Below are 21,282 nucleotides of genomic sequence, written 5' to 3' on the forward strand. Positions count from 1 at the left end.
GGTGGCCTCTTTTTTTATCTTACGACCATCACTGGTATGTGGGTGTGGCGGATCACGCTGGAGGCGTTAGAGCCCAGCAGATGCGTGGTAATGGAAGGGTTGCGCGAACCGATGACCACCACGTCTGCTTTCAGCTCGTTCGCCAGTTCGTTTACCGCATCGCGTACGCTGCCGAATCTGACGTGCGTTTTGATCCTTGAAGGGTCGATGCTGAAGTGGCTGACCATGGTCTGCAGACGGGTTTCCGCTTCATGCTGCAAATGCTCTTCGAAGCGACGCACGTCGGCGGCAAAGCGGTGAAGGCTCAGGCTGGCGGAGCCCGGCAGGACGTGCAACAGATGGATGACTCCGTCCTGCTGCGCCAGGAACTCCGCATGGCGAACGGCCTTGTCGCTCAGCTCCATCTCAAAAACATCAACCGGCATAATGATTCTCTGATACATACCCGTTTCTCCTTGTTTATAAACGCTGAACTTATTTAACCATAAAATATAAATGGTTTCTGTAAGCGCTCCGTCAGTTTTCTTATCTCACCAGGATAAATCTCAAAAGGCCCGTATTCCGGGGCAGACCTTGAGGGGTAGCTACCCTTATACACTTACCTGGAACCTTTCGGAGGTCGCATGAAAGCACTTACGTATCACGGTCCGCACCATGTTCGCGTCGAGAATGTCCCCGATCCCATCATCGAACAGCCCGACGATATCATTCTGCGCGTCACGGCCACGGCGATCTGCGGCTCCGATTTGCATCTCTATCGCGGAAAGATCCCGAAGGTGCAGCACGGCGACATTTTTGGCCATGAGTTTATGGGGGAAATCGTCGAGTGCGGCTCAGAGGTGAAGAATTTGCAAAAAGGGGATCGGGTGGTGATCCCCTTTGTCATCGCCTGCGGGGACTGTTTCTTTTGCCGCCTGCAGCAATACGCGGCCTGTGAAAATACCAATGCCGGGCAGGGCGCCGCGCTGAACAAAAAGCAAATCCCCGCGCCGGCCGCGCTGTTTGGCTATAGCCATCTCTACGGCGGCGTGCCGGGGGGACAGGCAGAATATGTCCGCGTGCCAAAAGGCAACGTCGGGCCGTTTAAGGTCCCGCAGCTCCTTTCCGATGATAAGGCGCTTTTCCTTTCCGATATTTTGCCCACGGCCTGGCAGGCCGCAAAAAATGCGCAGATTGAAAAAGGCTCAAGCGTAGCGGTTTTCGGCGCCGGGCCGGTGGGGCTACTGACCATTGCCTGCGCGCGGCTGCTGGGAGCGGAGCAGATCTTTGTTATCGATCACCACCCGTACCGTTTGCGCTTTGCCGAGGCGCGTTACGGCGCAATCCCCATCAACTTTGATGATGATAACGACGCAGCGGAAAAAATCATCGAGCAGACCGCTGGCCAGCGCGGGGTTGACGCCGTGATTGATGCGGTAGGGTTCGAAGCGAAAGGCAGCACCACCGAAACGATCCTCAGCAATCTTAAGATTGAAGGCAGCAGCGGCAAAGCGTTGCGTCAGTGCATTGCTGCCGTTCGACGCGGTGGGGTGGTTAGCGTACCCGGTGTGTACGCCGGGTTTATTCATGGCTTCCTGTTTGGCGATGCCTTTGATAAGGGGCTGACGTTTAAGATGGGCCAGACGCACGTCCATGCCTGGCTGGGTGAACTGTTACCGCTGATCGAAAAAGGGCTGCTTACGCCGGAAGAGATCGTGACCCATTATCTTCCCCTTGCGGATGCGGAGCGCGCCTATCAGGTATTCGAAAAACGGGAGGAGGAGTGCCGGAAGGTGATTCTGGTCCCCGGTGCAGAAACGCCTGAGGCTGCAGAGCAGAAAGTTAAGGGCCTGGTGAACGCTTTCCCGGGTGGGGTTGCATGAGTGCTCGCTTACCTGTGGCGTTCAAGGTAGAGCACCGCCGTGACGATAATCGCCACAAAAATCAGAAAAATAAGTGTGATAACCAGTATCTCACTCATGACCGTCCCCGCGGCACCAAAACAGATTAAGCGTGGATGAAGGCCGCTTTGCGCGATATAGGAAAATGGGGTGAATTTGCGGAAAGAGGATGCGGCTGCATCCTCTGTGCAACGCGGAGGCGCTTGTTCAGAAGAGGTTAACGCAGGTAATCGCCCGCGGCTTCTGGCTGGTAGAGTAATGCCAGCACTTCAAGATGGGCAGAGGCGCCGCCCGGCAATTCCCAGTGGATGGAATCGCCCGTGCGTAGACCCAGCAGCGCGGCACCCACAGGCGCAAGCACGGAAAGCTGGGCGCTGCTGTCGGTCATCTGCGCCGGATAAACCAGCGTGCGGGTCAGCTCTTCGCCGGTGGTCAGGTTGCGGAATTTTACCTGGCTGTTCATGGTGACCACGTCATGCGGCATTGACTCAGGCGTGCACATCTGCGCCCGGTCGAGCTCCTCATTCAGGGCGTCGGCCACGGGAAGTGAGGCAAACTCCGCTTTTTCCAGCAATCTGTCGATACGTTCTGCGTCGAGCTCATTGATGATAATTGTAGGTCTGGACATTTTTACTCCATGTCGTTAATGCTGCGTGTCACGCAGAAACCGATCCAAAAGAAAACCCTCGCCGTCTGGCAGCGAGGGTTTAACTCTCCCGATGATACTGGCTGAGCGGCCAAGTTTGAAGTGATGAAGGTCACATTCATGGTCCATATGAATTTTCGCTGAAATTTATTCAGTCTGCATTCCCGGCGGATTGCGTTACGCTGAACGTCCTGAACCAGGGCGTTGCCCACCAACGAGAGAGAACTATGTACTTCTACCAACCGTCTCAGGGTCACGGTCTGCCGCACGATCCGCTGAACGCCATTATTGGTCCACGTCCGATCGGATGGATCTCCTCATGCGATAGTGCCGGTCAGCTGAACCTCGCGCCTTATAGCTTCTTTAACTGCTTTAACTATCGTCCGCCGATCATCGGTTTTTCCAGCAACGGCTGGAAGGACAGCGTGCGGAATATTACCGAGACAAAAGAGTTTGTCTGGAACCTGGCGACGCGCGATCTCGCGCAGGCGATGAACCAAACCTCAGCGATGCTTCCCCACGATCGGGATGAATTTAGCTTCGCCGGGCTAACGCCAGCGGCCAGCCGGCTGGTTAACGCGCCCCGCGTCGCAGAAAGCCCGGTGAACTTTGAGTGCCGCCTGTCGCAGTGCATTCAGCTTACCGGTGCCGACGGCACGCCGGTCGATACCTGGCTGGTATTGGGTGAGGTGGTCGGTATCCATATTGCCGAAACGCTGCTGGAAGAGGGGATATACCAGACGGCCAAAGCGCAGCCCATCCTGCGTGCGGGTGGGCCGACGGCGTACTATGGCATCAGTGACGAAAACCGGTTTGATATGGTGCGCCCGACGGTAGATCAGTAACCGGCTTTATCAATCACGAACTGTTTTCCGCAGTTACCCGGATGTGGCTGCGGTGCAAATGACGCCGCTGAAAGCGGGCTATTAATGGCGTCTGCCTTCAGGGAAATCTGCATCTCGGTGAGATACGCCGGGTTGCCGTTGCAGGTCAGCTTGATCGCTTTGATGTTCTCCTTGCCCCAGCTTTTGGCAACGGCACTGTCAAAGTCGCTGCGATTGACGGGTTTCCCGTAGTTATCGGCGAGGAATTTACCGACCGCGCTGCTTTTAACTTCCTGGTTCATCCGCACCATCGTGCCGAAATAGGCATCGGGGTCGAAACCAAAGCAGACGCCATGTTTGGCATATTCGTAGCGTTCCAGGCAGGAATTCCCGCCCGCGCCCGGCATCACGTCGTTGAGCTTTGCGGCAGCGGAAAGCGACAGCCCGGTTTCGGCGGCATCGCATTTGCGGCTGGCCTTCACTTCCGGCATGTTCGGAATCGGACGTGTGGCACAGCCGAAACGCATCCATCGACGTTCATCCACGCCGCGCGCGGCAATTGATTTCGGCAGGCCGGGCCATAGCCCGTGAACGGTCAGAAAATCGGCTTTATTCTCGCGCTCTTTTTGCAGGCGACATTCGTCAGGTTCATTACGGTTGCGCTCGACCATGCTCTGGCAAAACCCGGTTTGCCAGGAGAGAGCCAGCACATAGCGATCGAAATCGCCATACTGTGTTGCCTTCAGCGGTTCCGCCTGTGCGGAGAAGAGACAGAGAGCAAGCGCCATTGCGCCAGACGGGATGACGATATCCTTCCTGAACATATGATTTCCTGATCGAATGAGCACGATTAATTTCTGGAAGTTATTAAAGCACAAAAAGCGCCCGCAGGCGCTTTTTGGATATCCCTAATTTAGCTTAGGCCGCGCCGGGTACCAGCACTTCCGTGGCGATAATCACGATAATCAGGCCAACCATAACGGGTACTGAGGTGCGTTTGACAACTTCGAATGGCGAGATTTTCGCCATCCCGGCAACGGCAACGACCACGCCCGACACCGGAGAAATGGTACGGCCCAGGTTTGACGCCTGCAGCATGGGAATGGAGAGATAGGCCGGGTTAATACCGGATGAGTGGGCCAGTTTCGGGATCATCTCAACGAAGGCGTAGAAAGGCGCATTACCTGAACCGGTGGTCATGGCCGCCAGCATGGTGAGCACCACCAGAACCAGCATCAGGATAATACTGGCCGAGCCGAACGAGGTGGCGATAGAAATCAGGCTCTGGATAAAGCCGATCGTGCTCAGACCCTGGGCAAAAACGCCTGCCGCAACCAGCAGCATCACCACGCCAGCGAAGGCATCCGCCATACCGCGATATGCCACTTCCAGACCTGAGAAGACTTTTTGTGTGTTAAAACCGCGTACAAACTCCAGCACGGCGGCCAGCAGCATACAGATGACCAGAATGGTGATGATGTGCAGCTGTGGACCCCATTTGCCGTCAAAAATCAGCACTCCGATAATCGGGGTGAACGGCAGAATGGCATAGAACGCGGGAGCGGTGGTGGTGATTTCACTCACGTCCATCATTTCATGGCTGATGTTTTCTTTCTTATCGAGATAGCGCTGCCAGAAGAAATGCGCGATACCCATGCCCACGATGGCAACAATTGAGATCGGTAACGTGGTTTTAAAGGCAAAGTCGATGAGTGACATCTCCGCCGCCTTTGCCGCCAGCACAACGTCACCGGAGGTTGGGGAGAGAATAATGGCCGCCGGGGACGCGCAAATTGCCGCGGCCGCACCGCGGCTGATACCGACGTTCACCATGACCGGGAACAGCGTCGCCATGAGCAGTACGCCAAGTCCGGTAGCCGACGAAACGGCCAGCGACATCAGGCAGGCAAGGAAATAGGCGGCGACCATCAGCAGATACGGCGAGTTGATGTACTGCAGGGGTTTGGAGGCAAGCTTAACGACCATGTCGTTGGCGCCGATGTGGGTCATATAGGCTGCAAAACCACACAGCATCATGATCATCATGCCCAGATCGCCGCCGCGGCTCATGAGCAATATTTTAATGTATTCAACAATATCTGTAGCGGTGTAACCGGTGCTGGTCGCGCTGGCTGGTAACACCTGGTGCCCCATTATTGCGCTGATAATCAGCAGCGTTAAACCGCCAACAAATAATACGCCCGTGGCCGAGTAGCCTTTAATGATGTAGCGCGCGACGCCGACAATGACGACGACGCCAATAAGGAGCTCGAATAACGTAAGCATGATTTCCCCTGTATCTCTGCTGCAATGGAGCACAAAAAATCAATAAAAAAAGAAGGATGAAAATGTGCCGAATAATTGGCCTGTTCTTGCTGATTAAAATCAATAAACAGACGACTAGAGAACCGAACAACTGTGTTTTGCCATGGCCCATACATTTATGTCATGCGGCCCTTGACCCTCAGAAATAGCGCAACATGTCCCATTAATGATAACAAATTGTTAATGTTTTGTATGGTTTTGCATGTTGCTGATTAACAAAGCTTAATGTGAAAAGTCACACCCCTTGTGGGTTTATTTGCACCTATCTCTGGCTTTCTTTAAGAATATTCCCGGAAAGAGGCCGAATAATTAGGAATAACGCCGATGCTGTTAAGCCTTGATTCAACTATTTTATGGTAAACTTTGCCTCGAATACTAAGAATGGTAATTGCATTGTGATCGTACGTAATACTTTTTTCTCTATTTTGTTGTTTATTTTTGGGCAGTTAACGTTTTCTTCTGTTGCACAGGCAGAAGGCAACGCGGCGGATAAAGGCTGGTTCTCAACCTTTACGGATAATGTTTCCCAGACATGGACGGCACCTGAACATTACGATCTCTATGTTCCGGCAATAACGTGGCATGCGCGTTTTGCTTATGACAAAGAGAAAACCGATAAATACAACGAGCGTCCGTGGGGCGCGGGTTTTGGCCAGTCTCGCTGGGATGAAAAAGGCAACTGGCATGGCATCTATCTGATGGCCTTCAAAGACTCGTTTAATAAATGGGAGCCGATTGGGGGATATGGTTGGGAGAAAACCTGGCGTCCGCTAGCGGACGAGAACTTCCACGTCGGTTTGGGCTATACCGCCGGGGTCACTGCACGTGATAACTGGAACTACATCCCGATCCCGGTGCTGCTGCCGCTGGCCTCGATTGGCTATGGCCCCGCAACGTTCCAGATGACCTACATCCCGGGGACTTACAACAACGGAAACGTTTACTTCGCCTGGATGCGTTTTCAGTTTTAACTGACAAAATGTGAAATGGTGGTGAAAAAACGCGCAGGCGTTGATTCATAAGCGATAAAAATCTGTCAGTGAAAATTAACGCGACTTTAGTCACTTTTTATCAAAGATCCGCTGGACAAAAGGTCCCACAATTGATGTACTGATAACCGACACAGCATTTGTGTCGTTTTTTAATGTAAAGGTAATTTTGATGTCTAAGATTAAAGGTAACGTTAAGTGGTTTAATGAGTCCAAAGGATTCGGTTTCATTACTCCTGAAGATGGCAGCAAAGACGTGTTCGTACACTTCTCTGCAATCCAGTCTAATGGTTTCAAAACTCTGGCTGAAGGTCAGCGCGTAGAGTTCGAAATCACTAACGGTGCCAAAGGCCCTTCTGCTGCTAACGTAATCGCTCTGTAATTCAGACGCGTCAGCAAGAATTTCAAAACCCGCTCACTGAGCGGGTTTTTTTCGTTTTGAATCAGCCAAGCAGATACATTTTCAGAAAGCTGGCTACGATCAGCACGCTCAACAACACCATTCCTGCGCTCATCAGACTCTGTTTCATTCTGTCACCCTCGTTCTGTACAACATCCAGAGTGACAGAGAAAAATTAAGCCAACATTAACGGTTCGGCTGTTAATGCGCGCTTGCGGAAGAAAATAGCCAGAATGCGATCCCCGTCATCGCAAAGGAGCCGAGCATGTTAATCGCCATATTCATCAGCGCCCAGCCGATACGGCCTTCCTGAAAGAGAAAAACCGTTTCCGCAGAAAAGGTTGAGAAGGTTGTCAAACCGCCGCAGAATCCGGTGGTAATCAATACCTTCCACATCGGGTCGATGTGCGTCATTCGGTTAAACCAGGCCAGCCCCATGCCGATGATAAAGGCACCAATCAGGTTAGCGGCAAGCGTCCCCATGGGAATCGCCTGATGCAGGGGGTTAAACCGCATACTCAGAAACCATCGCGCAACGCTACCCGTTCCCCCACCAATAAAAACGGCTAAAAGTAGTTGTAACACGCTAAATACCTGCTATTTGATGTGTAAGAGAAGCGAGTTTAACGCCGTTTATGATGAGGGGACAAATATGTATGTTGCGGTAGGGCAATTTGTGGTCACGCCTGACTGGCGTGAAAATGCGCTCACGTGCGTCGACCTGATGAAGCAGGCCCGGCAGAAAGGGGCGTCGCTGCTGGTTCTCCCCGAGGCGCTGCTGGCCCGGGATGATAATGACCCGGATTTATCCGTGAAGTCCGCGCAGCCGCTGGACGGCGAATTTTTACAGCAGCTGCTCGCCCAGAGCGTAGGCAATACGATGACGACGATCTTAACGATCCATGTTCCCTCAACGCCGGGTCGCGCGGTGAATACGCTTGTGGCTGTTCGTGGCGGGGTCATTGTCGCACGTTACGCCAAGCTTCATCTCTATGATGCGTTCAGCATTCAGGAGTCGCGTCGCGTTGACCCTGGAGACGGTATCCCCCCATTGCTGGAGATTGACGGATTTAAGATTGGGCTGATGACGTGCTATGACCTGCGTTTTCCCGAGCTGGCGCTCCATCTGGCGCTGCAGGGGGCGGACGCACTGGTACTGCCTGCCGCGTGGGTCAGAGGGCCGTTAAAAGAGCACCACTGGGCAACGCTGCTTGCGGCGCGCGCGCTGGATACAACCTGCTACGTCGTTGCCGCAGGGGAATGTGGCACGAAAAACATCGGGCAAAGCAGGGTGGTTGATCCGCTGGGGGTGACGATCGTTGCCGCCGCTGAAGCCCCGCATTTGCTGGTGGCGGAGATAAACTTAGAGAGAATTTCACTTGCGCGCCAGCAATTACCCGTTCTTCGCAATCGTCGGTTTGCGCCACCGCAATTATTGTGATGTTTTTTTCAACAACGCTTGATTCACCTTGTTACAGATTGCTATTGTGTGCACGCGCTAAATGACCGTTAATACAGTCAGGTTTTGGCGCTGAATGCAGCCTGTTTTAAGTAAAGAAGGTATCTATGGGTGAGATTAGTATTACCAAACTGCTGGTGGTTGCCGCACTGGTCGTCCTGCTGTTTGGTACCAAGAAGTTACGCACGCTGGGTGGTGACCTGGGGGCTGCCATCAAAGGCTTTAAGAAAGCGATGAACGACGATGATGCAGCGGCGAAGAAAAGCGCCGAGGATGACGTCCCGGCAGACAAGCTTTCTCACAAAGAGTGACAGCAACGCCTGAGGGCTTGCGAAAAAAAACCGGCTCATGAGGCCGGTTTTTTTGTATTACTGTAAAAGAATATTACAGCATTATTTAACTTCTTCGCCTTTTGCCTGCATATCGGCATGGTATGAGGAGCGAACGAATGGGCCGCAGGCAGCGTGGGTGAAGCCCATCGCCATCGCTTCGGCTTTCATTTCATCGAACTCGTCCGGGCTCACGTAGCGCTGTACCGGCAGGTGGTGACGGCTTGGCTGCAGGTACTGTCCCAGGGTCAACATGGTTACACCGTGGCGGCGAAGATCGCGCATCACCTCAATGATTTCCTCATTGGTTTCACCCAGACCCACCATCAAACCAGACTTGGTCGGAATATGCGGATGCGCTTCTTTGAAACGCTCCAGCAGTTTCAGAGACCAGTTGTAGTCTGCGCCCGGGCGGACCTGACGGTAGAGACGCGGCACGTTCTCCAGGTTGTGGTTAAACACATCTGGCGGCGTTGCGGTCAGGATATCTAGCGCGCGGTCCATACGGCCACGGAAGTCAGGCACCAGCGTCTCGATTTTGATGTTAGGGCTCTTCTCGCGAATGGCCGTAATGCAGTCGGCGAAGTGCTGAGCACCACCGTCACGCAGATCGTCACGGTCAACGGAGGTGATCACCACATAACGCAGCGCCATGTCGGCGATGGTCTGCGCTAGCTTCTGGGGTTCGTTAGCATCAGGTGCGACTGGACGGCCATGAGCAACATCGCAGAACGGGCAGCGGCGGGTGCAGATAGCACCCAGAATCATAAACGTCGCGGTACCGTGATTGAAACATTCAGCAAGGTTCGGACAAGAGGCTTCTTCACATACTGAGTGAAGGCCATTCTTGCGCATCGCCGCTTTGATCCCCTGGATACGCGAAGAGTCGGCCGGAAGTTTGATTTTCATCCATTCCGGTTTTCTTAACAGCGCCTCGCGCTCTGTAGCCACGTTTTTAACCGGGATAAGGGCCATTTTATCGGCATCGCGGTATTTAACACCGCGTTCCATCACAATGGGTTTACTCATAGCGTGCGTGTTCCAGTTGCGAATATCGAAGGAAAGCGTTTCAATTCAAGGGAATGTTGTATTTATCAACTATTTTTGAACGAACGACAGGCAGTATATCATTGAAACGGTCGTTAAAGCAGCCTGCCAGATCGCCAATTTGTAAAATAGTTGTTGTTTTGTGCCTTTTGCCCTGCCTGTTGCAGGGGCTTGTGCTGGCTAAACCTGTCAGAAGGCCTGACGGATGATGCGGATGACGTTTTCCAGGACCGGATCGCGCAAACTCAGCTTGTTGTAATGCAGTGAAATCTCGAAAGATTCCGCATTAAGCTGACTGAGCGGAATGCTCTCCAGCGGCCAGCATTTTCGTAGCAGGCCATACAGGCGTGATGGCATAACGCACAGCATGTCGCTGCTGCCGATCAGGGATGCCGTGGTGAACATATTGTAACTGCTGAAGCTGATCTGACGTTCCGGGAAAATTTCATCAATACGCTGACGAAGCGCATGGTTAGACTGCCCTTCGGTCATGAAAGACGAGTGGTCGTAGTTGCGCAGGTTTTCGATGGTCAGCGGTTCGCTGAGAACCGGATGCTGCTGCCGGCAAACCAGCACCAGGTTATCTGCATAGAGCACGTTCTGCCCCAGCGCTCTGGCACTGAAGCTGCCGCTTTCAATAATCAGGTCCGTCTGGAACTGCGCAAGCTGAATGTCAGGTTCATTGAGCGGCACGTTGCGAAGCAGGAGCTGCGGAGCATGTTCTTTCACGGCCTGGAAGATTGCTGGCATCACCAGCACACCCACAGAAGGGGAGCAGCCGATGGTGATGGTTCTCTGCTTATCATAGCTCCCGGTTAAATCCAGCGCGCCCAGAATCGACTCCAGCCCCTGGCTGATGTACTCGTGGAGATGCGTGGCGTAAGCCGTCGGCGTTACCCCCTGGCCCTTGCGGATAAATAACGGGTCAGGAAATATAGCGCGTAGCTTTTGGATTGACTGGCTTATTGCTGATGGCGTGAGATTAAGAATTTTCGCAGCGTTAACGATACCCTTATGGACATATACTGCCTCAAAAATAGTCAGTAAATTGAGATCAATATTACGTAAAGTCCGAAAAATTTGCGGCTTGTCTTCGCCACCAGGTTCATTCAGTCGTTTGGCTGGTAAATTATTATACTCCACGCTTTCACTCCGTATACATTCACAATATGAATGATAGTTGAATTTATTTATTATGCTTGTAGAGATTCGTAAAGTGTTGGTTTTGTTTCACTTGTTTATCAAAAGCAAACAGTTGTGTGATAATTGCTCACGTTACTTATGCCGTGTTTGCCAAGCTTGCTGGAGGCTAAATAATATGTAGCGGTAATATTCGGGCGCTTCGAAAATATAGAATCTGTGGATTATTGTAAAGTGCAAAAGCGGTAAATAAACAGCGGCCCGTCAAATTATCGAGCCCTGTTGTACGATATATTAAGCAGGGATATATTCGTGCGGGGGATTGTTAAGTAGCGCTAACACGTTCTTCAAAAGCACGGGACGAATATTCTCTGGCGTAGCGGTTTCTACCCACTGGCGCATTTGGGTCATTTCCATGCCGGCGTAGCCGCAGGGGTTTATGCGCTGGAAAGGCGCGAGGTCCATATTAATATTCAAGGCCAGGCCATGGAATGAGCAGCCTTTACGAATACGCAGCCCCAGGGAGCAGATCTTCATTTCCCCAACGTAGACGCCCGGCGCATCGGCGCGCGGATGCGCGTCAATACCGTATTCCGCCAGCGTGTTGACGACAGTTTGTTCCAGCAGGGTCACCAGCTCTCGCACGCCCAGCTTTCTGCGTTTCAGATTCAGCAGGACGTACATCACCTGCTGCCCGGGCCCATGGTAAGTGACCTGACCGCCGCGATCGCTCTGAATAACCGGGATATCTCCCGTCATTAATAGATGCTCTGCTTTACCCGCCTGACCCTGCGTAAATACCGGCAGGTGTTCGACCAGCCAGATTTCATCTGGGGTGCTGTCATCGCGTGAATCGGTGAAGTCATGCATAGCCTGGGAGACAGGCTCATAAGGTTGCAGCCCGAGGTGACGGACCAGAATTTTATCCTGATACAAAACTGCGTCTCCGAAGACGAGGGACAAAAGGTGTGGGGGAGTATATCACAGCGGGGAGAGGGGTTACCCGGCAAACCGGGTAACCGCAAAGGGACTACAGCACCATACGAACAATTTCGATATTGCCGAGCTCTTCGTACAGCGTTTCCACCTGCTCAATGTGTGTCGCAGTGATGGTAATAGAAACCGAGTGGTAGTTGCCCTTGCTGCTTGGTTTTACTGACGGAGAGTAGTCACCCGGCGCATGGCGCTGTACCACTTCAACCACCTGATCAACCAGCTCAGGTTTCGCCAGACCCATTACTTTGTAGGTAAATGAGGTAGGGAATTCAAGCAGTTCGTTAAGTTTGGTTTTCATGTCAGCTCCGGCGTAACGTCAAAAAATAATAACTCCCACGTCAGGTGGGAGTTATCAGGATACTTAGTATATGGGGATCAAAATCACACTTTCAAGTGTTCAATTTTTAACCAAACCAGTGGTGGAACATCAATTTAATGTAATCAATGATTTTGCCGAAGAAATTGCCTTCAGGAATTTCCTGCAGGACAACCAGCGGACGCTGATCGATCGTTTTTCCATCCAGCTGGAAGTTGATGGTGCCCACAACCTGGTTTTTCTGCAGCGGGGCATGCAGTTCGGTGCTGTTCAGCACGTAGCTGGCTTTCAGATCCTTCATACGACCGCGCGGAATGGTCAGGTAGAGGTCTTTATCAACGCCGAGAGAAGCACGGTCATTGTCGCCGAACCAGACGGGTTCAGACGCAAACTCTTTGCCTGCTTTCAGTGGATTCACGGTTTCGAAGAAACGGAAGCCCCAGGTCAGCAGTTTCTTGCTTTCTGTTTCACGACCTTTAAAGGTGCGGCCGCCCATCACGGCAGAGATCAGACGCATCTGACCTTCAGTGGCAGAGGCCACCAGGTTGTAGCCCGCTTTGTCGGTGTGGCCAGTTTTAATGCCGTCAACGTTCAGGCTGTTATCCCACAGCAGGCCGTTACGGTTGGTCTGACGAATACCATTGAAGGTGAACTCTTTCTCTTTATAGATAGAGTATTCATTAGGGACATCGCGGATCAGCGCCTGACCAATCAGGGCCATATCACGTGCGGAGCTGTACTGACCGTCTGCGTCCAGGCCGTGTACGGTCTGGAAATGGCTGTTTTTCAGACCCAGCGCGGTTACGTAGCTGTTCATCAGACCCACGAAGGCATCCTGGCTACCGGCGGCAAAATCGGCCATCGCCACGCAGGCATCGTTACCCGACTGCAGGTTGATACCACGAATCAGCTGGGAAACAGGAACCTGCATACCCGGCTTCAGGAACATAAGAGAGGAACCTTTGAAAACAGGGTTCCCGGTTGCCCACGCATCGTTACCGATGGTGACCAGATCCGATTCTTTGAATTTACCCGCCTTCATCGCCTGGCCGATAACGTAGCTGGTCATCATTTTGGTCAGGCTGGCCGGATCACGGCGGGCATCGGCATTCTGTTCTGCCAGCACTTTGCCAGAGTTGTAATCGATCAGGATGTAGGATTCCGCGTCGATTTGCGGAACGCCAGGGATCATGGTCTTGATATTCAGGTCATCGGCGTGAGCTGCAGAGAGCGCAGCAGCGCAAAGGGCCGTGGTCAGCGCCATGCGCTGCACAAAACGAGCAGAAAAAGTGGTCTTCATGGTCAGAACTACGACATCCGTGATGGAATTAAAAAAAGTGCCTTACTATAGCAAATGCTATTCAGGCAGGCATCCGACTTTAAGCATGAGTTTGTGAATGTATTTTACACAAACTGACAATTCGGATACCGCCGGTTCATTATTTCGCAACAGCGATAAATGACTGAAGTTGAGCTTCATTCTGCAGACGCTGCTGAAGGGATGCTGCCTGCGATTTGCTGGCAAACGGCCCCATCTGAATGCGCCAGACCGCGCCGTTCTGCTCAACGCGTCCTGGTACGCCAAACTGCTGGCTCAGACGCTGTTGATACTGTTTGGCTCGAGCCTGATCGCTCACTGCGCCCACCTGAACCACATAGCTGCCGCTGGCCGCTGCTGGAGCCGCCACCGCCGCACTTTGCGTGGCCGCTGGCGCCGTTACGGGAGCTGGCTGGGTTGCTGGCGCAGCTACGGGAGCAGGGGCTGGAGTGGGTTCACTGCCTTCCAGCACGCCCGAGGCTAAAGTCGTCGGTGCGCCAAGAAAGCCGCTACTCTTTACCGGCGCGCCGGTAGCATCCTCGCTTTGCAGCGTGTCATTGCTGATCGGGCGTATTTCTCCCCCCGGCTGAGCAGGCTCTGCCGGAGACGAGACGCTTCCCATTCCGCCGTCAAGATTTGGGCGGTCAGGAAGGGCATAGGTCTGTTTTGCCACCGTCGTACAGGCGGTACCCGGCCCGGAGAGCGAACCATCCTGCGCGACGATAATCGGGTCAATACGAACTTTGGTGTTGTTCGAGGTGTTCAGGCGATCGGCAGACGCGCGCGACAGGGAAATCACCCGGTCATTCCCGTAAGGACCGCGGTCGTTGATACGCACGACGATCATGCGGCCATTCGCCAGGTTGGTGATACGGGCGTAGCTCGGGATCGGCAGCGTTGGGTGTGCCGCCGTCAGCTGCATTGGGTCGAACGCTTCCCCGGAAGCCGTCAGGTTACTGCCCGGCTCGGCATCATAAATGGCGGCAAAGCCCGCCTGGCTGAAACGGGAAGGATCCTGAACAATTTTATAGCTTTTGCCGTCGCGCTCGTAATCCTGATTGGCACTGGCATTCAGCGGTTCATAAACGGGATCGGCACCGCTGATTTCAACGATTGGGCCATTACACACCGCAGGCTGCGGCGGCGCGACGGTTGCCTGTTGCTGACCATCATCACTTGTGCAGGCCGCAAGTAAACTTGCCGCAATGCAGATCCCCAGCCACTGCTTACGCATTCCGATCCCCTTATTTTTATACGCTTTTTGACAACATTTTTCTGTGGGTATGGATCGACATCACGATACCAAACCCGGCCATCAACACGATCAGTGCCGAGCCTCCGTAACTCACCAGCGGCAGCGGTACGCCTACCACCGGCAGAATACCACTCACCATACCAATATTTACGAAGACATAAACGAATAAAATCAGCATCAACCCGCCAGCCATGACGCGGCCAAAGGTGGTTTGTGCGCGTGCTGCAATCCACAATCCTCGCATGATCAGCAGGACATACAGCGCCAGGAGTATCAGGATGCCCACCAGCCCAAGCTCTTCCGCCAGTACGGCGAAGATAAAGTCGGTGTGGCGTTCCGGTAAGAATTCCAGCTGCGACTGCGTGCCGTGCAGCCAGCCTTTACCGCGCAGCCCGCCGGAGCCAATCGCAATCTTGGACTGAATAATATGATAGCCCGCGCCCAGCGGATCGGTTTCCGGATCGAGCAGCATCATGACGCGCTGACGCTGGTAATCATGCATCAGGAAGAACCAGAGGATAGGAATGAACGCCGCAATCAGCACCACCGCGATACCAATCAGACGCCAGCTCAGACCCGACAGGAAAAGGACAAACAGGCCGGAGAGGGCGATAAGGATTGAGGTACCGAGGTCAGGCTGCGCCGCAACCAGCAGCGTCGGCAGGAAAATCAGCACCAGCGCGATGGCGGTATTTTTCAGAGACGGCGGACAGACGTCGCGGTTGATAAAGCGTGCCACCATCAATGGAACGGCGATTTTGGCAATTTCCGAAGGCTGGAAGCGGACAACGCCCAGATCCAGCCAGCGCTGCGCCCCTTTTGAAATGGCGCCAAACGCATCTACCGCAACCAGCAAAATAATACAGAAGATGTAGAGGTAGGGCGCCCAGCCTTCGTAGACGCGCGGCGGGATTTGCGCCATCACCACCATAATGATCAGCCCCATGGCGATCTGGCCGATTTTGCGCTCCATCATGCCGATGTCCTGGCCGCTGGCGCTCCAGATAACCAGGGCGCTGTAAACCAGCAGGGCCAGCAGGATCAGCAGCATGGCTGGGTCGATGTGGATTTTGTCCCACAACGATTTTTTATTTGGATTATCCGTCATGATTATTGGTCCTCCGCCGCAGCGGCGGCCGGGTTTTCAGCCGGCAGTTCGGTGTTGTTATCACCCAGCATAATGTGGTCAAGGATCTGGCGCATGATGGTCCCTACTGCTGGCCCGGCACCGCCGTTCTCCAGAATCATCGCCACCGCGACCTGCGGGTTATCATAAGGGGCAAACGCCGTCATCAGCTTATGGTCACGCAGACGTTCAGCAATGCGGTGCGCGTTATAGGTTTCGTTGGCTTTCAGACCAAACACCTGTGCAGTACCGGATTTTGCGGCCACTTTGTACGGCGTACCGGCGAAGTACTTGTGCGCGGTCCCGTTCGGGCGGTTTGCCACGCCGTACATACCGTCTTTCGCAATTTCCCAGAAGCCAGAATGAATGTCACCCACCGGGGCCTCGTGCGGCTGGTTCCACGGCACTTTTTTGCCTTCTTCAACCGTGCTCTGTAGCAGATGAGGCACTTTTACCACGCCGTCATTGATGAGGATCATCATGGCTTTGTTCATCTGAATCGGCGTCGCCGTCCAGTAGCCCTGGCCGATACCCACCGGAATGGTGTCACCCTGATACCACGGTTTTTTAAAGCGCTTCAGCTTCCATTCACGCGTTGGCATGTTGCCAGAACGTTCTTCTGAAAGGTCAACGCCGGTGTAATGCCCGTAGCCGAATTTACTCATCCACTCTGACAGGCGGTCGATACCCATGTCATACGCCACCTGATAGAAGAAGGTATCCGCAGATTCCTCCAGCGATTTGGTGACGTTCAGATGACCGTGGCCCCATTTTTTCCAGTCACGATAGCGCTTGTCTGAACCCGGCAGCTGCCACCAGCCCGGGTCAAACAGGCTGGTATTACGATTGATGACGCCCGCACTCAGCGCAGAGACCGCCACGTACGGTTTAACCGTTGATGCCGGCGGATAAACCCCTTGCGTCGCGCGGTTCACCAGCGGCGTGTTCGGGTCATTCAGCAGACCGGAATAGTCTTTACTGGAAATGCCGTCAACGAAGAGGTTCGGGTCATAGCTAGGCATGGAGACCATTGCCAGGATGCCGCCGGTACGAGGATCGGTGACCACAACGGCTGCACGACTGCCTGCCAGCAGGGTTTCGATATACTGCTGAAGTTTAAGATCGAGCGTCAGATAGACGTCATGCCCCGCCTGAGGAGGCACTTCTTTCAGCTGGCGAATCACGCGGCCGCGGTTGTTAACCTCAACCTCTTCATAGCCGGTTTGCCCGTGCAGGACGTCTTCGTAGTAACGTTCGATCCCCAGCTTACCGATATCGTGCGTTGCAGCGTAGTTTGCCAGCTTGCCGTCTTTATCAAGGCGGTCGACGTCTTTGTCGTTAATCTTGGAGACGTAGCCAATCACATGTGTCAGCGCGGAGCCGTAGGGATAGTAGCGACGTTTATATCCCTTCACTTCCACGCCGGGGAAGCGGTACTGATTCACCGCAAAGCGGGCTACCTGGACTTCCGTCAGATTGGTTTTAACCGGAATGGAGGTGAAACGATGAGAGCGGGAGCGCTCTTTTTTGAACGCTGCGATATCGTCATCGTTAAGATCGACAACGCTTTTCAGCGCTTCCAGCGTATCCTGAACATTATCGACTTTTTCCGGCATCATCTCGATTTGATAGATGGTGCGGTTTAGCGCCAGCGGGGTGCCGTTACGATCGTAAATAATGCCGCGGCTGGGGGCGATAGGCACCAGCTTAATACGGTTTTCGTTTGAACGCGTCTGGTAGTCGGTAAAGCGGACAATTTGCAGATTATAAAGGTTGGCGATCAGCACGCCGGTAAGCAGCAAAATCCCGGTAAAGGCGACCAGCGCCCGGCGCACAAACAGCGCGGACTCAGCCGTATAGTCGCGAAAAGAATTCTGTAGTTTCATCCGCTGCTTAATCTACCCTGGTCAGTCATTACTCGCGGTGATAGGGGTGGTTGGTAGTAATGCTCCACGCGCGATACAGGCTTTCTGCCACCAGTACCCGGACGAGCGGGTGGGGAAGCGTCAGCGCGGAGAGGGACCAACTTTGTTCAGCTGCTGCTTTGCAGGCGGGGGATAACCCTTCTGGACCGCCAATCAACAGACTGACGTCACGCCCATCCTGCTTCCAGCGCTCCAGTTCGTGCGCCAGCTGCGGCGTATCCCAGGGTTTTCCTGGAATATCGAGGGTGACGATGCGGTTTTTGCCTGCGGCAGCCAGCATCAGTTCGCCCTCTTTATCGAGAATACGTTTGATATCCGCGTTCTTGCCGCGCTTACCGGCGGGAATTTCCACCAGTTCGAACGGCATGTCTTTTGGAAAGCGACGCAGATACTCAGTAAAACCGGTTTGTACCCAGTCCGGCATTTTGGTGCCGACAGCGACCAGCTGCAACTTCACGCATTAACCCCAGAGTTTTTCCAGCTCATACAGGCGACGGCTCTCGTCCTGCATGACGTGGACAATCACATCGCCGAGGTCGACCACCACCCAGTCAGCCGTCGCTTCACCTTCAACGCCCAGCGGCAATAGCCCTGCTGCACGTGATTCCTGAACCACGTGATCGGCAATCGAAACAACATGACGCGTCGATGTACCGGTGCAAATGATCATGCAGTCGGTAATACTGGATTTACCCTTAACGTCGATAGCGATGATGTCCTGACCTTTCAGGTCATCAATTTTGTCAATAACAAAATCCTGGAGTGCTTTACCCTGCAAGTTTTCCCCCTGGGGTGAATGAGATTGTAAAACTTTGAATTAGTAGCCAGACAGTATACCTGAACTCACGCCTGTGTCGGGACAAATGTCTCCGGCCGGGCTTTTGAAGGCGGGTATCATCCCACCCTCCGCCAGAGATTGCATCGCCATTTTTGTAAAACAATTTCTGTAAAGCAATGATCGGCGGGAAAGTCTGGCAGCGGAGAATAACAGTATGGCTTACCCTGTCAAGGCAGGATAAACAATAAGCCGCTTTTTATGCCCTCCGGCTATTCATCTGCGCTTTTCTGATACAAACCGTGCGTATGGATATAGGCCAGCACCGGGGTCGGGAGCAGATCGTCACACGCTAAACCCTGCTGTAAACGCTCACGAATGAGGGTTGCAGAGATATCGAACCACGGCGTTTCCGCCAGATAGATCTTCCCGGCAGGCTGATTGTGAAGATCTTCAACATTATCGGTGAGATGGTCTTCCAGCCACTGCTGGTATTGCTCTTCGCGCATGGTCAGCGGATAGCCCGGACGGCGGCAAACGAGCAGGTGGCTGTTCTCCAGAATGGTTTCATACTGATGCCACGTGGGGAGATTCAGCAGGGAATCCTGGCCGATGATAAACGCCAGCGGCTGGTCTGGCCCTTGTTCGGCGCGCCACTCCTGAAGCGTCTGGGACGTCCAGGAGGGCGTGTTGCGACGCAGTTCACGCTCATCAAGTCGGAAGAGCGGTTTATCTGCGATGGCAAGAGCCAGCATCTCTTTTCGCTGCTCGCTGGTCGCCTCGGGCTGCGGACGATGGGGCGGGACATTGTTGGGCATGATGGTGACGCGCTGAAGGCCAATCAGATTCGCCAGAATTTCAACCGGCTTCAGGTGCCCGTAATGTACCGGGTCGAAGGTGCCGCCATACAAGGCCTGTAATGAATGCATACTATCCATCAATAAAAACGTCTGCCAGCGCCTTGTGGCAGAGCAGCAGAGAAAGGCTTTCCAGCTCCGCCCAGACCGACTGGCCGTAATCTTGTTTTAACGTGAGCTCTGCGCGCATCAGAAGCTGTACAGCCTGACGAAGCTGTTCATGACTCAGGCGGTTGACGGCTTCGGTGGTCAAAGCCCGGCGATTTTGCCACACGCGGTGTTTATCAAACAGCGAACGCAGCGGCGTATGGGCGGACTGACGCTTGAGCGTAATCAGCAGCAGTAATTCGCGCTGCAGCGTACGCAGCAGAATAACGGGTTCGCTCCCTTCGAGACGCAGCTGCTGCAGAATATGCAGGGCGCGTTTGCTTTTCGCCGACAGCAGCGCGTCCACCCAGTGGAACGGCGTGAAGTGTGCCGCGTCATTAACGGCCTGCTCGACGCGCGGCAAGGTCAGCTTGCCATCCGGCCAGAGCAGGGAGAGTCTGTCCAGCGCCTGCGCCAGGGCCAGCAGGTTACCTTCATAGCAGTAGCAGAGCAGTTGATTCGCCGCATCATCCAGCTGAAGGTTGTTCTGCTTCGCTCTCGCGGCCACCCATTTGGGCAGATGCGCCTGCTCAGGCGTCTGGCAGGTGACCTGCACCGCGTTGGCTGCGAGCTGGGTAAACCACGCCGCGTTTTCCTGTGCTTTGGTGAGCTTGTTGCCCCGCACAATAATGAGCAGATCGCTGTGTAGCAGGCTGACCAGCGTGGCGAGTTGCTCATTCATTGCCGCGTTAGGACCGTTCTCCGGCAGCAGGATCTGAATGGTCTGGCGCGATGCAAAAAGGCTCATTGCCTGACAAAGCGAGAAGAGGGCGTGCCAGTCGGTGTTGTTGTCCAGCTGGACGGTGTGGTGTTCATCGAAGCCCTGAGCGGCGGCGGCATGCCGCACGGCATCCAGGCTTTCCTGAAGTAATAGCGGATCGTTTCCAAGGAGCAGATACGCCGCGCGCAGCCCTTCATTGAGCTGCGCGCGGAGTTGTTCAGGATACAGCCTGATCATCATTTACCCAGAGAGTTAGCAGCAGGAAGCGTGCCGGCAACCGGTTTTTCAACGATGTCAGATCCTTGTTTAGTCGACGCTGCAATACCTGGCAGTTTACGGATCAGCTGTTCCGCCGCCTTGTCGTACATTTCGTTGATGATAATCTGCTGCTCGGCATCTTTTGCCAGCGCCGTCTGCGGGTTATCAAAGAATGAACGGTACACTTTAGCGCTGATTGGGTAGATGTCTTTACCCGGGATCAGAACGGCTGCGTTGACCGTCATAACCATCTGGTACTCTGCGGTACGACCGTCCTGGAAGATAGAGGCCGTATCTTTGCCGAGAGTCATCCCCAGGACACGCAGAGATGGAATGTCCTGGCGCAGCGTTTGTTTCTCAACAAGCTCAACGCCATTCAGACGCAGCTGATTACGAATTGCCCGGCTGAGTGGACCATTCGGATCCCCTGAATCGAACATCATCGTTTTCATCTCAGCAGGCACCGCCGTGGTATTGCGCAGGTGCCAGCCACAGCCAGCGGTGACAAGCACCGACAGAGATAAGAGTATTGTTGCCAGTTGTCGCACG

At 53.8% G+C, this 21,282-nt stretch carries 25 protein-coding genes; 6 read left to right on the forward strand and 19 right to left on the reverse strand.

Features of this window, described 5'->3' with window-relative positions; all coding sequences use genetic code 11:
• Positions 1–14: 14 nt before the first annotated feature.
• Positions 15–443: a universal stress protein UspG gene (gene uspG / locus GVO84_RS05880; protein WP_023310731.1), complete on the reverse strand. Its 429-nt coding sequence runs from the start codon at positions 441–443 to the stop codon at positions 15–17.
• Between the two features lie 180 nt (positions 444–623).
• Here uspG and GVO84_RS05885 point away from each other — a divergent pair, with 180 nt between their 5' ends.
• Positions 624–1,862 (forward strand): zinc-dependent alcohol dehydrogenase, encoded by a 1,239-nt coding sequence (locus GVO84_RS05885; RefSeq protein WP_159513645.1) that lies wholly within the window; start codon positions 624–626, stop codon positions 1,860–1,862.
• An 8-nt stretch (positions 1,863–1,870) separates the two neighbouring features.
• Here GVO84_RS05885 and yldA read toward each other — a convergent pair whose 3' ends face one another.
• Together yldA and rnk are read right to left on the reverse strand one after the other, a co-directional pair.
• On the reverse strand, positions 1,871–1,960 hold the full coding sequence (yldA, locus tag GVO84_RS05890; protein WP_283771125.1) for a small membrane protein YldA: 90 nt from the start codon (positions 1,958–1,960) through the stop codon (positions 1,871–1,873).
• Between the two features lie 137 nt (positions 1,961–2,097).
• Positions 2,098–2,508, reverse strand: coding sequence for a nucleoside diphosphate kinase regulator (gene rnk, locus GVO84_RS05895; protein ID WP_121425468.1), 411 nt, complete (start codon positions 2,506–2,508; stop codon positions 2,098–2,100).
• A 245-nt stretch (positions 2,509–2,753) separates the two neighbouring features.
• On the opposite strand from rnk, the gene GVO84_RS05900 reads away from it, so the two are divergent.
• Positions 2,754–3,371, forward strand: coding sequence for a flavin reductase family protein (locus GVO84_RS05900; protein ID WP_121425467.1), 618 nt, complete (start codon positions 2,754–2,756; stop codon positions 3,369–3,371).
• On the opposite strand, the gene rna is transcribed toward GVO84_RS05900, so the two are convergent.
• Both rna and dcuC read right to left on the reverse strand, forming a co-directional pair.
• Positions 3,365–4,138, reverse strand: coding sequence for a ribonuclease I (gene rna / locus GVO84_RS05905; RefSeq protein WP_370686473.1), 774 nt, complete (start codon positions 4,136–4,138; stop codon positions 3,365–3,367). The genes GVO84_RS05900 and rna overlap by 7 nt on opposite strands.
• 130 nt (positions 4,139–4,268) lie before the next feature.
• Positions 4,269–5,636 (reverse strand): anaerobic C4-dicarboxylate transporter DcuC, encoded by a 1,368-nt coding sequence (gene dcuC, locus GVO84_RS05910; protein WP_021242585.1) that lies wholly within the window; start codon positions 5,634–5,636, stop codon positions 4,269–4,271.
• A 392-nt stretch (positions 5,637–6,028) separates the two neighbouring features.
• Here dcuC and pagP point away from each other — a divergent pair, with 392 nt between their 5' ends.
• Positions 6,029–6,646: a lipid IV(A) palmitoyltransferase PagP gene (gene pagP, locus GVO84_RS05915; RefSeq protein ID WP_168979849.1), complete on the forward strand. Its 618-nt coding sequence runs from the start codon at positions 6,029–6,031 to the stop codon at positions 6,644–6,646.
• A 190-nt stretch (positions 6,647–6,836) separates the two neighbouring features.
• The gene (gene cspE, locus GVO84_RS05920) at positions 6,837–7,046 is read left to right on the forward strand and encodes a transcription antiterminator/RNA stability regulator CspE (protein WP_002439184.1); all 210 of its coding nucleotides are present in this window, start codon (positions 6,837–6,839) and stop codon (positions 7,044–7,046) included.
• Between the two features lie 219 nt (positions 7,047–7,265).
• Here the strand turns inward: cspE and crcB are convergent, their stop codons facing one another.
• Positions 7,266–7,649: a fluoride efflux transporter CrcB gene (crcB, locus tag GVO84_RS05925; protein WP_008501029.1), complete on the reverse strand. Its 384-nt coding sequence runs from the start codon at positions 7,647–7,649 to the stop codon at positions 7,266–7,268.
• A gap of 67 nt (positions 7,650–7,716) precedes the next feature.
• On the opposite strand from crcB, the gene GVO84_RS05930 reads away from it, so the two are divergent.
• Entirely contained in the window at positions 7,717–8,505 is a 789-nt protein-coding gene (locus tag GVO84_RS05930) for a deaminated glutathione amidase (RefSeq protein WP_121425463.1), read from the forward strand.
• A gap of 125 nt (positions 8,506–8,630) precedes the next feature.
• Positions 8,631–8,834 (forward strand): twin-arginine translocase subunit TatE, encoded by a 204-nt coding sequence (gene tatE, locus GVO84_RS05935; protein WP_023310742.1) that lies wholly within the window; start codon positions 8,631–8,633, stop codon positions 8,832–8,834.
• 81 nt (positions 8,835–8,915) lie between these two features.
• Here the strand turns inward: tatE and lipA are convergent, their stop codons facing one another.
• From lipA to lptE, 13 genes are all read right to left on the reverse strand, one after another.
• Positions 8,916–9,881 carry a lipoyl synthase gene (gene lipA / locus GVO84_RS05940; RefSeq protein WP_024907012.1) on the reverse strand — a complete coding sequence of 322 codons (966 nt, stop codon included), beginning with the start codon at positions 9,879–9,881 and terminating at the stop codon, positions 8,916–8,918.
• A 207-nt stretch (positions 9,882–10,088) separates the two neighbouring features.
• Complete coding sequence (locus GVO84_RS05945) at positions 10,089–11,042, reverse strand: YbeF family transcriptional regulator (RefSeq protein WP_159513648.1); 954 nt, start codon at positions 11,040–11,042, stop codon at positions 10,089–10,091.
• Positions 11,043–11,333: 291 nt separating this feature from the next.
• Positions 11,334–11,975 carry a lipoyl(octanoyl) transferase LipB gene (gene lipB / locus GVO84_RS05950; protein WP_023334889.1) on the reverse strand — a complete coding sequence of 214 codons (642 nt, stop codon included), beginning with the start codon at positions 11,973–11,975 and terminating at the stop codon, positions 11,334–11,336.
• A gap of 94 nt (positions 11,976–12,069) precedes the next feature.
• The gene (gene ybeD / locus GVO84_RS05955; protein WP_006177135.1) at positions 12,070–12,333 is read right to left on the reverse strand and encodes a DUF493 family protein YbeD; all 264 of its coding nucleotides are present in this window, start codon (positions 12,331–12,333) and stop codon (positions 12,070–12,072) included.
• A 106-nt stretch (positions 12,334–12,439) separates the two neighbouring features.
• Entirely contained in the window at positions 12,440–13,651 is a 1,212-nt protein-coding gene (dacA, locus tag GVO84_RS05960; RefSeq protein ID WP_014069323.1) for a D-alanyl-D-alanine carboxypeptidase DacA, read from the reverse strand.
• Positions 13,652–13,790: 139 nt separating this feature from the next.
• Complete coding sequence (gene rlpA / locus GVO84_RS05965) at positions 13,791–14,903, reverse strand: endolytic peptidoglycan transglycosylase RlpA (protein WP_159513649.1); 1,113 nt, start codon at positions 14,901–14,903, stop codon at positions 13,791–13,793.
• A gap of 16 nt (positions 14,904–14,919) precedes the next feature.
• Positions 14,920–16,032: a peptidoglycan glycosyltransferase MrdB gene (gene mrdB, locus GVO84_RS05970; RefSeq protein ID WP_023310746.1), complete on the reverse strand. Its 1,113-nt coding sequence runs from the start codon at positions 16,030–16,032 to the stop codon at positions 14,920–14,922.
• A gap of 2 nt (positions 16,033–16,034) precedes the next feature.
• Positions 16,035–17,936, reverse strand: a complete 1,902-nt coding sequence (mrdA, locus tag GVO84_RS05975) for a peptidoglycan DD-transpeptidase MrdA (protein WP_121425460.1) — start codon at positions 17,934–17,936, stop codon at positions 16,035–16,037.
• Positions 17,937–17,964: 28 nt separating this feature from the next.
• Positions 17,965–18,432, reverse strand: coding sequence for a 23S rRNA (pseudouridine(1915)-N(3))-methyltransferase RlmH (gene rlmH / locus GVO84_RS05980; protein ID WP_003858701.1), 468 nt, complete (start codon positions 18,430–18,432; stop codon positions 17,965–17,967).
• A 3-nt stretch (positions 18,433–18,435) separates the two neighbouring features.
• Positions 18,436–18,753 carry a ribosome silencing factor gene (rsfS, locus tag GVO84_RS05985; protein ID WP_023334893.1) on the reverse strand — a complete coding sequence of 106 codons (318 nt, stop codon included), beginning with the start codon at positions 18,751–18,753 and terminating at the stop codon, positions 18,436–18,438.
• 269 nt (positions 18,754–19,022) lie between these two features.
• Positions 19,023–19,688: a nicotinate-nucleotide adenylyltransferase gene (nadD, locus tag GVO84_RS05990; RefSeq protein WP_147430023.1), complete on the reverse strand. Its 666-nt coding sequence runs from the start codon at positions 19,686–19,688 to the stop codon at positions 19,023–19,025.
• Positions 19,681–20,712, reverse strand: a complete 1,032-nt coding sequence (gene holA, locus GVO84_RS05995) for a DNA polymerase III subunit delta (protein ID WP_159515607.1) — start codon at positions 20,710–20,712, stop codon at positions 19,681–19,683. The genes nadD and holA overlap by 8 nt, the downstream gene beginning before the upstream one ends.
• The gene (gene lptE / locus GVO84_RS06000) at positions 20,712–21,281 is read right to left on the reverse strand and encodes an LPS assembly lipoprotein LptE (protein ID WP_159513650.1); all 570 of its coding nucleotides are present in this window, start codon (positions 21,279–21,281) and stop codon (positions 20,712–20,714) included. The genes holA and lptE overlap by 1 nt, the downstream gene beginning before the upstream one ends.
• Between the last annotated feature and the right edge of the window lies 1 nt (position 21,282).

The organism is Enterobacter sp. SM3 (assembly GCF_009811935.2).
Taxonomy (GTDB): Bacteria; Pseudomonadota; Gammaproteobacteria; order Enterobacterales; family Enterobacteriaceae; genus Enterobacter; species Enterobacter asburiae_D.

Excerpts from the sequence above, each read along its gene's own strand:
- uspG (WP_023310731.1), bottom strand. The coding sequence starts at position 443 with ATGTATCAGAGAATCATTATGCCGGTTGATGTTTTTGAGATGGAGCTG.
- GVO84_RS05885 (WP_159513645.1), top strand. The coding sequence starts at position 624 with ATGAAAGCACTTACGTATCACGGTCCGCACCATGTTCGCGTCGAGAAT.
- yldA (WP_283771125.1), bottom strand. The coding sequence starts at position 1,960 with ATGAGTGAGATACTGGTTATCACACTTATTTTTCTGATTTTTGTGGCG.
- rnk (WP_121425468.1), bottom strand. The coding sequence starts at position 2,508 with ATGTCCAGACCTACAATTATCATCAATGAGCTCGACGCAGAACGTATC.
- GVO84_RS05900 (WP_121425467.1), top strand. The coding sequence starts at position 2,754 with ATGTACTTCTACCAACCGTCTCAGGGTCACGGTCTGCCGCACGATCCG.
- rna (WP_370686473.1), bottom strand. The coding sequence starts at position 4,138 with ATGGCGCTTGCTCTCTGTCTCTTCTCCGCACAGGCGGAACCGCTGAAG.
- dcuC (WP_021242585.1), bottom strand. The coding sequence starts at position 5,636 with ATGCTTACGTTATTCGAGCTCCTTATTGGCGTCGTCGTCATTGTCGGC.
- pagP (WP_168979849.1), top strand. The coding sequence starts at position 6,029 with ATGGTAAACTTTGCCTCGAATACTAAGAATGGTAATTGCATTGTGATC.
- cspE (WP_002439184.1), top strand. The coding sequence starts at position 6,837 with ATGTCTAAGATTAAAGGTAACGTTAAGTGGTTTAATGAGTCCAAAGGA.
- GVO84_RS05930 (WP_121425463.1), top strand. The coding sequence starts at position 7,717 with ATGTATGTTGCGGTAGGGCAATTTGTGGTCACGCCTGACTGGCGTGAA.
- tatE (WP_023310742.1), top strand. The coding sequence starts at position 8,631 with ATGGGTGAGATTAGTATTACCAAACTGCTGGTGGTTGCCGCACTGGTC.
- lipA (WP_024907012.1), bottom strand. The coding sequence starts at position 9,881 with ATGAGTAAACCCATTGTGATGGAACGCGGTGTTAAATACCGCGATGCC.
- ybeD (WP_006177135.1), bottom strand. The coding sequence starts at position 12,333 with ATGAAAACCAAACTTAACGAACTGCTTGAATTCCCTACCTCATTTACC.
- dacA (WP_014069323.1), bottom strand. The coding sequence starts at position 13,651 with ATGAAGACCACTTTTTCTGCTCGTTTTGTGCAGCGCATGGCGCTGACC.
- rlpA (WP_159513649.1), bottom strand. The coding sequence starts at position 14,903 with ATGCGTAAGCAGTGGCTGGGGATCTGCATTGCGGCAAGTTTACTTGCG.
- mrdB (WP_023310746.1), bottom strand. The coding sequence starts at position 16,032 with ATGACGGATAATCCAAATAAAAAATCGTTGTGGGACAAAATCCACATC.
- mrdA (WP_121425460.1), bottom strand. The coding sequence starts at position 17,936 with ATGAAACTACAGAATTCTTTTCGCGACTATACGGCTGAGTCCGCGCTG.
- nadD (WP_147430023.1), bottom strand. The coding sequence starts at position 19,688 with ATGGATAGTATGCATTCATTACAGGCCTTGTATGGCGGCACCTTCGAC.
- holA (WP_159515607.1), bottom strand. The coding sequence starts at position 20,712 with ATGATCAGGCTGTATCCTGAACAACTCCGCGCGCAGCTCAATGAAGGG.